At 70.7% G+C, this 11442-nt stretch carries 8 protein-coding genes; all 8 read right to left on the reverse strand.

Annotated elements, in window-relative coordinates; translation table 11 throughout:
* Nucleotides 1-16 precede the first annotated feature (16 nt).
* Nucleotides 17-2152, reverse strand: a complete 2136-nt coding sequence (locus AC1DYZ_RS12270; protein ID WP_477065466.1) for a winged helix-turn-helix domain-containing protein — start codon at nucleotides 2150-2152, stop codon at nucleotides 17-19.
* A gap of 127 nt (nucleotides 2153-2279) precedes the next feature.
* A complete protein-coding gene (locus AC1DYZ_RS12275; RefSeq protein WP_477065467.1) occupies nucleotides 2280-3593 on the reverse strand; it encodes an NAD(P)/FAD-dependent oxidoreductase in 1314 nt (437 codons plus the stop codon).
* On the reverse strand, nucleotides 3590-5455 hold the full coding sequence (locus AC1DYZ_RS12280) for a glycoside hydrolase family 15 protein (RefSeq protein ID WP_477065468.1): 1866 nt from the start codon (nucleotides 5453-5455) through the stop codon (nucleotides 3590-3592). The genes AC1DYZ_RS12275 and AC1DYZ_RS12280 overlap by 4 nt, the downstream gene beginning before the upstream one ends.
* A gap of 21 nt (nucleotides 5456-5476) precedes the next feature.
* A complete protein-coding gene (locus AC1DYZ_RS12285; protein WP_477065469.1) occupies nucleotides 5477-7027 on the reverse strand; it encodes a GMC family oxidoreductase in 1551 nt (516 codons plus the stop codon).
* Nucleotides 7028-7037: 10 nt separating this feature from the next.
* Nucleotides 7038-7805: a glucose 1-dehydrogenase gene (locus AC1DYZ_RS12290; protein ID WP_477065470.1), complete on the reverse strand. Its 768-nt coding sequence runs from the start codon at nucleotides 7803-7805 to the stop codon at nucleotides 7038-7040.
* On the reverse strand, nucleotides 7802-8866 hold the full coding sequence (cydB, locus tag AC1DYZ_RS12295; RefSeq protein ID WP_477065471.1) for a cytochrome d ubiquinol oxidase subunit II: 1065 nt from the start codon (nucleotides 8864-8866) through the stop codon (nucleotides 7802-7804). Before cydB ends, AC1DYZ_RS12290 begins: the two co-directional genes overlap by 4 nt.
* Before the next feature lie 13 nt (nucleotides 8867-8879).
* On the reverse strand, nucleotides 8880-10289 hold the full coding sequence (locus AC1DYZ_RS12300; RefSeq protein WP_477065472.1) for a cytochrome ubiquinol oxidase subunit I: 1410 nt from the start codon (nucleotides 10287-10289) through the stop codon (nucleotides 8880-8882).
* A gap of 120 nt (nucleotides 10290-10409) precedes the next feature.
* Nucleotides 10410-11315 carry a bile acid:sodium symporter family protein gene (locus AC1DYZ_RS12305; protein WP_477065473.1) on the reverse strand — a complete coding sequence of 302 codons (906 nt, stop codon included), beginning with the start codon at nucleotides 11313-11315 and terminating at the stop codon, nucleotides 10410-10412.
* Between the last annotated feature and the right edge of the window lie 127 nt (nucleotides 11316-11442).

The following is an 11442-nucleotide window of genomic DNA, read 5'->3' on the forward strand; positions in this document are numbered from 1 at the left end:
TTCGTGCCGGACCTGGCTACGCGCTCGTGGTCCCGTCGAGCAGCTCCCAGCGCGCGACAGCCTCGCTGCGAGACGAGACGCCGAGCTTGCGGTAGGTCGAGATCGCCTGCGTCTTCACGGTGTTGCGGGAGACCCCGAGTCGCTCGGCGATCAGCGGGAACGTGAGGTGCGTGGCGAGGAGCGGCATGAGCCGGACCTCGGCGGGCGTGAGGGTGTCGGGCATTCCTCGGTGGGCGGTCTCCTGCACGGCCTCGAGCAGGGTCGCGACCTTGTCCGGCAGGTCGCCGAGCCCGGGTCGCCGGCGCACGATCTCCTCGGCCTGCCGCGCGGCAGCGGCGGCCGCGTGGTGGTCCCCCAGGCCGAGCGACGTCTGCGCGATGGCGAGGAGTGCCTGCGTGGAGACGACCGGGATCGCGTACGTGAGCAGGGGCTGCAGGGCCAGGGCTCGCCGTGCGTGCTCGACGGCCTCTGACCGCAGGCCGAGGTGCAGGGCGACGCGAGCTGCCCAGGCGAACACCAGCGCACTGGACCAGTAGGAGCCGTAGTCGCCGTCGACGACGATCGACGTCGCGCGGCGCACCGACGTCTCTGCCGACGACCAGTCGCCGCGCTCGACCGCGATCGCCGCCCGCTCGCAGAGGACCATCGCGACGAGCGGGTCGACGCCCACGAGGTCGGCGGCCTCCTGAGCCTCGACGAAGAGGTCGTCGGCGTGGTCGAGGTCGCCGTCCAGCAGGTCGGCGAGGGCCTCGGTGTGGCGCATCGTCGCGCGCAGCGGGCTCACCGGTGACAGTCCCGTCCAGGCGCTGCGTGCGTCGGTCCGCATCTGCGCCGTGCCCTGGCGGGCCTCGATCGCATCCAGGTAGGCGAGCGTCCCCTCGACCGTGCTGCCGTCGGCCAGGGTGCCGGACCCGGGTGTCCCCTTCGCGATCGCGGACCACCGCTCGGCGCGCGCGGGCTCGCCGACCAGCGCGAAGATGAGCGCCGCGTGCGCGGCGATCGCCGGGAACGCGTTGCCGTCGTGGGCCTCCTCGAGCCACGACATCCACCGGTGGACGGAGTCGATGCCGCCGCTGGCCCAGGTCTGCTGCGACCAGTCGAGGACCAGTCGCGTGAACTCCTCGACGTCGCCCGACCGGTGCGCGTGCTCGATCGCCTGGTCCGGGACGCCGGCCTGGCCGTACCAGCGGGCCGCGCGATCGTGGAGCTCGGGCACCAGGGCGGGCTCCTTGCGGTGCAGCTCGGCGCTCAGCAGGTCGCGCAGGAGGGGGTGGCACCGGAACCGGTCTCCGCCCCGGCCGACCGGCTCGATCACCCCGTGCGCCGCCAGGTGCTCCAGCGCCGCGCCCGACGAGCGGGCGCGCAGGACCGCGTCGCACAGGGGGCCGGACAGCTCGTCGAGGATCGCGCAGCGCACCAGCAGCCGGGTGTCGCGCCCACCCAGTCCGCCGAGCACCTCGGTGCGCAGGTACTCACGCATGAACCGGTCGTCGCCCGTGAAGGGGGGCTGGGCGGACGGGTTCTGGCCACCCGCGCGCAGAGCCATCGCGGCGAGCGAGACGGCGACGGGCCAGCCCTCGGTCCGGGCGAGCAGGTCGGTCATCGCCGGGGGAGGGAGCGAGACGCCCGCGCGCGAGAGGACCACCGTTGCCTCGTCGGCATCCAGCGAGAGCTCGGGCGGCCCGATCTCCAGCAGGTCGCCTGCGGCGCGCAGGCGGGCGAGCGGCAGTCGCGGTCGTGCGCGCGAGGTCATCACTACGCGCCAGGGCTCGGGGAGCCGGTCGATGACGTCGGTCAGCACGTTCAGGCTGCCGGCGCCGGTGATCGCATCGACGTCGTCGAGCAAGAGCGTGCGCGGTCCGTTGTCGGCGGCGGACGCGACCAGGCCGGCGACGGTGACCACCCCCCGGTCGGGGCCGATCTTGCGCCCGAGCGAGGTCAGCAGGCCCACCGGGTCGTTGTCGACCGCCGAGCAGGTGTGCCACGCGGCCGCCCCGGGCCAGCGGTCCGCCCATTGCGCGAGCACCGCCGTCTTGCCGTAGCCAGGCCCTGCGACCAGGGCGACCACCCGGGCGGGCGAGACGTCGATGGCGTCCATCAATGCCGTGCGCGGGACCAGGCGCGCCCGCACTCGCGGGCTGCGGGCCCTCACCGGGCCCTCCTCGTCGCCTGTCGTCAGCTCGACCTCGGATGCGGATGAATGGGACCTAACGGTGTTTTCCCCCACATCGGGCCACGCTACGCCCCGACTCCGCCCGGCGATCAACCCCCTGGCCGGCTCACTCGGCCCTCGGTGCGTCGAGGTCGATGTGCGGGACGTCGTCGGTGTCGTCACCCCAAGCGATCCGACGCGGGGTGTCGTGCGACTCGACCGTCGCCGCGTGGTCGCGGTCGAAGTAGTCCCAGGCCCAGCTGAGGAACGCGTCCGTGCGGCTGTGCACCCCGCTGAGGAGCATCGCGTGGACCCCGAGCCAGGCGGCGAAGGCGAGGGGACCGTCGACCTCGTGCCGGTGGGCGCCGACCTCGGCGACCGCGGAGTTGCGGCCGATCATCGCCATGATGCCCTTGTCCTTGTAGTGGAACGGCGCGAGCTTGTCGCCCTGAGACTCGCGCAGGATGTTCTGCGCCGCCCACCGGCCGGACTGCTGGGCGACCGAGCCCAGCTGCGGAAGCGTCGGAGCCCCCTCGTGCGGTCCGGACGGGATGTTGGCCACGTCGCCCACGGCCCAGACGCCGGGGTAGCCCTCGACGCCGAGGTCGGGCCGGACGTCGATGCGTCCGCCGCGACCGGTGGTCGGTCCGGCCGACTGGGCGACGGCCGAGCCCGACTCGCCGCCCGCCCAGATGACCGTCCGGGTAGGCAGGCTGGTGCCGTCGTCGAGGTCGACGTGGTCCGCGTGCACGGACGCGACACCCGCACCGAGCCGGAGCTCGACGCCCGCCTCCGTCAGGTGCTTGTGCGCGTACTTCTGCGCGCGTTCCGAGAACTGGCCCAGCACGGCGTGCCCCCTGTCGACCAGGTGCACGCGCGCGTCGTCGGGCATCCGGCCGTGGGCCTGCAGCGCCGCGACGAGCTCCGCGAGGGCGCCCGACACCTCGACCCCGGTCGGCCCGCCGCCGACGACGACGACGTCACGTGACCCCGGCGGATCGCCACCCTCCGCGTCCGACTCGGCGACCAGGGCCCGGTGGTGGCGGCGCAGCCGTTCCGCGTCCACCACCGAGTAGAGCGGGAAGGCGTGCTCGCGTGCCCCGGCGATGCCGAAGAAGTTCGGGCGCGCGCCGGCGGCGAGCACCAGGTGGTCCGCGGACAGCGAGCTGCCGTCGTCGAGCACGAGCGTGCGGTCGGCGAACGACGCCGACGCGACGCCCTGCACCACCACGTCGACGTTCGGCGAGTCCGCGAAGATCGTCCGCAGCGGCCGGGCGACGTCCTCGGCCGGCAGCTGCGACGTGGCCACCTGGTAGAGCAACGGCTGGAACTGGTGGTAGTCGGTGCGGTCCACCAGTGTCACGTGGACGCCGGCCTCGCCGAGGGTCTGCGCGGCGGCGACGCCCGCCAGGCCACCGCCGAGGATGAGGACGTCCGTCACAGCGACATCTCCTGGACGCGCTCCGCCAGGATGATCCGGGCCGCGGCCTCGATGAGCGCCAGGTGCGAGAACGCCTGCGGGATGTTGCCCAGGTGCCGCGCGGCGTCGACCTCGAACTCCTCGGCATACAGCCCGAACGGGGAGGCGATCCGCAGCAGGCGCTCCATGAGGTCGAGCGCGCGCTGCTTCTCGCCGACGACCATGAGCGCGGAGACCAGCCAGAACGAGCAGATGACGAACGTGCCCTCCTTGCCGGACATCCCGTCGTCGGTCTCGTCGGTCTTGTACCGCAGCACGAAGCCGTTCTCGGAGAGCTCGTCGGCGATGGCCAGGACGCTCGCGTGCAACCGCTTGTCGGTGCCGGGCAGCAGCCCGAAGTGCGCCGCGAGCAGGTTGGAGGCATCGAGCGCGTCCGTCTCGTAGTGCTGCCGCAGCACGCCACGGTCGCTGACACCGTGCTCGAGGATGTCGGCCTTGATCTCCTCCGCGATCGCGGCCCAGCTCGACTGCAGGTCGGGCTCGCCGCGGATGCCGGCCAGCTGGGCGGCACGGTCCATGGCGACCCAGCACATGATCTTCGACGAGACGTAGTGCTGCGGCTTGCCCCGGGCCTCCCAGATGCCCTGGTCGGGTTGCTGCCAGACGGCCGCCGCGCACTCCGCCTGGGCTTTGACGATCGGCCACAGCCGCGCCGGCAGGCGTTCGCTGCGCCGGGTGTGCAGCAGGATCGAGTCCAGCACGGAGCCGAAGACGTCGTTCTGCTTCTGGTCGAACGCGCCGTTCCCGAGACGCACGGGCCGAGCGCCCTGGTAGCCGGTCAGCTCGTCCCGGGTGGTCTCGGTGAGGTCGCGCCGGCCGTCGATGCCGTACATGATCTGCAGCGCGCCGTCCGCGTCGGGCTCGACGTCGGCGACGAACTGCATGAACTCGTCGGCCTCCCAGTCGAGCCGGAGGTAGTGCAGCGCCTGCAGCGTGAACGTCGAGTCGCGCATCCACGTGTACCGGTAGTCCCAGTTGCGCTCGCCGCCGGGGGTCTCGGGGAGCGAGGTCGTGAGGGCCGCGACCGTGGCGCCGGTCGGCATGTAGGTCAGGCCCTTGATCACGAGGGCGGAGCGCTCGACGTAGGGCCGCAGGCGGTGGTCGGGCATCAGGGCGCGACCGAGCCAGCGGCGCCAGAAGTCGCGCGTCGTCGCGATCCGCGCCACGGCGTCCTGCGCATCGGTGGGGCCGTCCAGCGACGCGGACCACGACAGCGCGCAGAACACGGTCTCGCCCGCGACGAGCTCGTGCCGGCCGCGGAGCGCGTCGCCCTCGACGCCCAGCGCGAGGTCGGTGGTCAGCCGCATCGCCAGCCCGGCCGCACTGATGTCGGCGGCGTGGCCTGCGGCGTCGAGGACCCAGGGCGCGCGCGTCCGGCCGTAGTCGAACGCCGGGTCGCACACGAGCTCGATCCGCACGGCCCCCTCGAGGCAGGTGGCGGTCCGCACCAGCACGTGCTCCGCGTCGTCGTCGGCGGGCGGGCGGGTGTGCGGTGTCGTCTCGTCGGGACCCTCGCGCCGGCCCATGATGAGCGCGTCGCGGATCTCGATCCACCCCGACGGGGTGTGCCACGTGGTGACCAGCACGTTGGTGCCGGGGTCGTAGGCGCGCGACGTCGGCACGTTGATCCCGTACGGCGCGAACCGGAAGTAGCCGGCGCCGCGGTCGAGCAGGCTGCCGAACACGCTCTGGCTGTCGAACCTGGGCACGCACAGCCAATCGATCGACCCGTCCGGCGCCACGAGCGCCCCGGTGTGGCAGTCGGACAGGAAGGCGTACTCAGCGATGGGAGGGAATGGCGAGTCGGGGCTGTTCGAGTCCATGGGTGTCTCCTCGGGTAGGTCTCAGCCGAGCCGGGCGAGCAGGTGGTCGCCGACGCGCAGGGCGTTCGCGATGGCGGTCAGCGCCGGGTTCACCGCACCGATGCTCGGGAAGAAGCTCGTGTCGACGACGTAGAGGTTGTCCACCTCGTGCGTGCGGCAGTCGCGGTCCAGCACCGACGTCGCGGGGTCGTCGCCGAACCGGACCGTGCCGGCCTGGTGGGCGCACCCCGCGACCGGGATGTCGTTCTTCATGTACATGTCGCGCGGCACCAGGTGGTGCGGGTGCATGCCGAGGTGCCCCAGGTTGCCCTTGACGCGGCTGTAGAGCTCCTCGAGCGGCTGCCGGTTGTTCGGGGTGTACGTCAGCACGATGTCGCCGTGGTTGCCGAGGGTGACGCGGTTGTCGGGGTCGGGCAGGTCCTCGGCCGACAGCCAGAAGTCGACCGCGTGCTCCGCCACCTCGCCGAGAGCGAACAAGGGCGCGAGCTTCGCGATGGGCTTCTCACCGCGGTACATCGGCGCCGATGACTTGCCGACCATCTGCACGTTGCCCATCGGGAACGCGAAGTGCTCGTCGCCGAAGTAGTAGTCGTTGACGCCCAACGTCTTCTGGAAGCGGGTGTCGTTGCGCTCGAGCGAGACCGCGAGGAACGCCCGGCTGTTGTGGAACATGTAGTGGCGACCGACGTGGTCGGACCCGTTGGCCAGGCCGTTCGGGTGCCGGTCGTTGGCGCTGGCCAGGAGGAGCTTCGCCGAGTTGGCGGCACCCGCCGAGACCACGACCACGTCGCCGGAGAACCGCTGCTCGACGCCCTCGACATCCGCGACGACGGAGGTCACCGTGCGCCCCGAGTCGTCGGTCTCGAGCCGGCGCACCTCGGCGTTGCGGACCAGCGTGACGTTGGCGTGCTCCACGGCGGGTCGGACCGCGATGACCTCGGCGTCGGACTTGGCGTGCAGCAGGCACGCGAACCCGTCGCACGTCGCGCTACGGATGCACGGGCTGTACGCCGGGTTCGCCTCGTTGAGCATGATGCCCGAGGGGGAGTGGAACGGGTGCAGGCCGATCTTCGACATGTCGTCGAAGAGCTGCTGGATGCGCGGCTCGTGCGAGACGGCCGGGAACGGGTAGGGGCCGGTCGACGGGGGCTCGGTCGGGTCCTCGCCGCGCGCGCCGTGCACCTGGTAGAGCTCCTCGGCCTGGGTGTAGTACGGCTCGAACTCGTCGTACGCGACCGGCCACGCCGGCGAGATCCCCCCGTGGTGCTGCAGCTCCCCGAAGTCCCGCTCCCGCAGCCGGTAGAGCGCGGCTCCGTAGAACTTGGTCGCGCCGCCCACGTTGTAGTGCACCTGGGGCTGGAACGACCTGCCTTCGTGGTCGTACCAGGTGTCCTTCGAGACGTAGCGGTTCTTGACGAACGTCTCGGTCGCGTCCCAGTTCTCCGGCTCGCGCGGGAGCCAGTCGCCGCGCTCGAGGATGAGGACCTTCTTCCCCGACGGCGCCAGCCGGTGCGCGAGGGTCCCGCCTCCGGCGCCCGACCCGATGATGACGACGTCGTAGTGCTCGGTCATCTCGTCCGCCTCACAGACCCGGGCTGCTGTGCATGATGCCGCCGTCGGCGAAGACCGTCGTGGCGGTGAGGTACGTGGCGCCGTCGCCGGCGAGGAAGGCGACGAGGCTGGCGATCTCCTCCGGCTCGGCCATGCGGCCCAGCGGGATCGCCGCGTCGAGCGTCTTCATCTTCTCGGGGTCGTTCATGGTCGACGTGTTGATCGGCGTGGCCACCGCGCCGGGCCCGACACCGACCACCTGGACGCCGTACGGCCCGAGCTCGACACCCGCGGTCCGGGTGAGCATCCGCATGCCGCCCTTGGACAGGCAGTACGCGGTGTTCCCCGGCATGGGCCAGTCCTCGTGCACCGAGGTCATGTTGATGATCCGGCCGCCCGTGCCCTGCTTGATCATCTGCTTGGCGGCGATCTGGGTGCCGAAGAAGGCGCTCTTGAGGTTGATGTCCATGACGCGCTCGTACTGCGCCTCGGTGGTGTCGAGCACCGACGTGCGCGTCTCGATCCCGGCGTTGTTCACCATGATGTCGAGGTGCCCGAACGCCTCGACGGTGCGCGCCACCAGCCTCTCGAGGTCGGCCACCTTGCTGACGTCGGCGTCGACCCCGATCGCCTGGTCGCCCAGGGCGTGCACCTGCTTCTCCAGCTCCTCCGTCGCCTCGGGGTGGGCGACGAAGTCGATGACGATGTTGGCGCCGGCCTCGGCGAGGGCGAGCACGACGGCCTTGCCGATGCCGCTGTTGCCGCCGGTGACGACCGCTACTTTCCCGTGCAGGCTCATGTGAGTGCTCCTTCGTCGAGGGGTGCGGACGGGCCCGTGGTGGGGTCCGGTGGTTCCGATGGTTCCGTCGTCGGCGGGCCGACGACCCGCCGACGGAAGACGACGTACGACCAGCCCTGGTAGAGCAGCACGACGGGTACCAGGACGAGCGCCACGATGGTCATGACCTGGAGGGCGTACTGCCCGGATGCGGTGCTGGTGACGGTCAAGCTGTCCGAGGCGGCAGTGCTGGAGACCAGCACGTTCGGGTAGAGGTTGGCGAAGAGGGTGACGACGGTCAGGGCGATCGCGATCGCCGTGGCGGTGAAGGCCCACCCCTCCCGGCCCGCGCGGGACAGTGCGCCGGCGAGCAGCACGGCGACGACGGCGAGTGCGGGCAGCCCGATGCCGCGAAGCGCAGGGGCGTCGGACACCGACGGCGTCCACACGGCCAAACCGAGCAGCAGCAGGACGGCCGGCACGTGGGTGACGGCGACGGCGCGGTGGGCGCGACGACGCACGTCGCCCTCGGTGCGCAACGCGAGGAACGTGGCGCCGTGCAGCAGGCAGAGGGCGACGAGGGTGAGCCCGACCAGCAGGCCGTACCCCGTGATCGAGTCGGCGACGGAGCCGCTGAACTCCTCGGAGGAGTCCACGGGCATCCCGGCGAGGAGGTTGCCGAGCGCCACGCCCAGCAGCAGCGGGCACAGCGCGCTGCCGATCGTCAGGCTCCACGACCAGGTCTGCCGCCACCGGGTGGCGTCCATGCGGCCGCGGAACTCGAAGGAGACGCCGCGCGCGATGAGCGCGACGAGCAGCAGCACCAGGGGCAGGTACATCGCGGAGAACCACGTGGCGTACCAGCTGGGGAACGCGGCGAAGATGGCGGCCGCGCCGACGATCAGCCAGACCTCGTTGCCGTCCCAGAACGGGCCGATCGCGTTGATGGCGACGCGCTGCTCGGTGTCGGTGCGTCCCACCACCTTGTGCAGCATGCCGACGCCGAAGTCGAACCCCTCCAGCACGAAGAAGCCGGTCCAGAGGAACGCGACGACGAGGAACCACAGGTCGGGCAACGTCATCGTGACTCCTCCTTCAGAAGGTCAGGGCCGGGACTCGCGGCTGCCCGCCGTCACCGGTGTGCTCGGCCTCGTCCGGCTCCTCGAGCTCGAGGCCGCGGCGGGCGAACCGCATCATGAGATAGAGGTTGACCGCGCCGAGGAGGAGGAAGACGCCGTAGAAGACGACGAGGCTGGTGATCAGCTCGGTCGTGCCGACCGACGGCGAGACCCCGGCCGACGTCTTCATGAGGCCCTGGACGATCCACGGCTGGCGGCCGTTCTCGGTGAGCATCCAGCCGGCGGTGTTCATCAGGAACGGGAAGGCGACGGCCCAGGTCGCGACGAACAGGAACACGCGCGCCGTCGGTAGTCGCCGTCGCCAGATGAGCCACAGCCCCCACAGGGCCACGAGCGCGGCCAGCGAGCCCAGGTAGGCCATCACGCGCATCGACCAGTACTGGACGAAGACGTTCGGCACGTAGTTCCCGGGCCCGTACTCCTCCTGGTACTGGGCGTTGAGCTCGTTCAGCCCCTGCACCTCGCCGTCCCACGTGCCCGTGGCGAGGATCGAGAGCAGGTGCGGGATCTCGATGATCTTGGTGGGGTCTTGGTCGTTGTTGCCGCCGCCGATCTGGAACGCCGAGAACGAGCAGGGCTGGCACGTCTCCCACTGCCCCTCCGCCGCGGAGATCTTCATCGGCTGGTACGTCGCCTCGATCACGCCGAGGTGGCTGCCGACGCCCAGCGCCAGGAGGATCGAGGGCAGGAGTACGGCGATCGACACCTTCGCCGTGCGGGTGAACACCTCCGCGTGCTGACCGCGCCGCAGGTACCACGCGGAGACGGCCAGCATGAGGACCGACCCGGTGACCAGGGACGCGGTGAGCACGTGCGCGTACCCCCACAGGAACACGGGGTTGGTCATCACGGCGCCGATGTCCGAGAGCTCGGGCCGGCCCGTGGACTGGTCGACCGTGTACCCGACGGGGTGCTGCATCCACGAGTTCGCGGCCATGATGAACGCCGCCGAGCCCGCGGCCCCCAGCGCCACGAGCCACACGGTGAGCAGGTGGATGCCGCGGGGGAGCACGTTCCAGCCGAAGACCCAGAGCCCGATGAACGTCGACTCGAGGAAGAAGGCCGCGAGCCCCTCCATCGCCAGCGGCGCCCCGAACACGTCTCCGACGTACCGGGAGTAGGCCGACCAGTTCATGCCGAACTCGAACTCCTGGATCAGGCCCGTCACCACGCCGACGGCCACGTTGATCAGCAGGAGCGTGCCGAAGAACTTGGTCAGCCGCTTGTGGTCGGGGTTGCCCGACCGGAACCACATGGTGTGCAGAACGGCGACGAGGAACCCCAGCCCGATCGTGATCGGGACGAAGAGGAAGTGGTAGATGCTCGTCGATGCGAACTGCAGGCGAGCCAGGTCGAGATCGGACACCGGCCCTCCCCAGGTCGACGATCTTGGTGGGCCGACGCGCGCTCGGCGCGTCGACCCGTTCGAGCGTCGCACCGGCCCCGACGACCGAGCATCATCCCGTCGGGATGAAAGGGGCTCGGCTCACGGGACGGCGACGGCCGGGACCGGCGGTGCAGCGCGCCGCCACGCCAGGACGAACAGCACCACCACGGTGATTCCGATGGTGTTGAGGATGGTGATCGACACAGTCACCAACGGGTCGGAGACGAAGGGGAAGATCATCATGAGGAGCATCGGAGCGATGTTGCGGACCGCCGTGGTCACCTCGCTCGCGTGCCTGATGCCCAGGTCCTTGACCCGCAGAGTGGTGACCAGGACGTAGCCGCACCCGAGCCCGATGAACGGGCCGGCGATGGCCGCGACGTAGCTCTCGGTGCCCCAGCTCTCCACGAACTGGCTCCAGTACGCCACGAGCGTGAAGTTGAGGTTGAACAGCAGGCACAGGATGGCGACGCGGACGACCCACCGGGTCAGGGATGCGGTGAGGTCGGGCCACCAGACCCGGAAGGCGCACCCGAGAACCATGGGGAGCAGCAAGAAGAGCAGCAGCGGCCAGGCGATGTCCCAGGCGGTGGTTCTCAGCTGCGAGTCAACGGCATCGATGGCCAGGGGCAGCCCCACCGGGAGGGCGACGACGGTCCCGAGGGTCAGGACCACCAACAGAGTCGTGGCGATGCTGACATCTGCCTTGGCCAGCTTGGCGAGGATGGGAGCAAAGGGCATGCCCGCGCTCAGCGCTGCGATACAGAACCCGACCTTGATCTCGTCCGGGATGGACGAGGCGATCGTCAGCAGATAGCCGACGAACAGCAGCGGGATGATGACGAAGTTGATCACCAGCACCCACACGGTGATCTTCCAGTGCGCAGCGGCTTGGGCCAGTACCTTGCCGACCGTCAGCCGGAGTCCGAGCCCGAACGAGTTCAGGATCACGAAGAGCAGGCCGAACCCGTTGATGAGCACGCTCTGATCCGTTGGCGTCGTCATGACAGTCCACCTCACCGGCGAGCGCGATCGGCGGTCCACCGCCGCGGCCACGGCACGAGTCTTCGCGGCCGACCGGACCAGCGCATCATCCCGAGAGGATGACGACGGCGGCCTCCGGTGGTGCTGG

Source organism: Cellulomonas sp. P1_C4 (genome assembly GCF_056406355.1).

What these genes read in the sequence shown, in the direction of transcription:
- AC1DYZ_RS12305 (WP_477065473.1), bottom strand. Translation starts at nt 11,315, where the DNA reads ATGACGACGCCAACGGATCAGAGCGTGCTCATCAACGGGTTCGGCCTG.
- cydB (WP_477065471.1), bottom strand. Translation starts at nt 8,866, where the DNA reads ATGACGTTGCCCGACCTGTGGTTCCTCGTCGTCGCGTTCCTCTGGACC.
- AC1DYZ_RS12285 (WP_477065469.1), bottom strand. Translation starts at nt 7,027, where the DNA reads ATGACCGAGCACTACGACGTCGTCATCATCGGGTCGGGCGCCGGAGGC.
- AC1DYZ_RS12290 (WP_477065470.1), bottom strand. Translation starts at nt 7,805, where the DNA reads ATGAGCCTGCACGGGAAAGTAGCGGTCGTCACCGGCGGCAACAGCGGC.
- AC1DYZ_RS12280 (WP_477065468.1), bottom strand. Translation starts at nt 5,455, where the DNA reads ATGGACTCGAACAGCCCCGACTCGCCATTCCCTCCCATCGCTGAGTAC.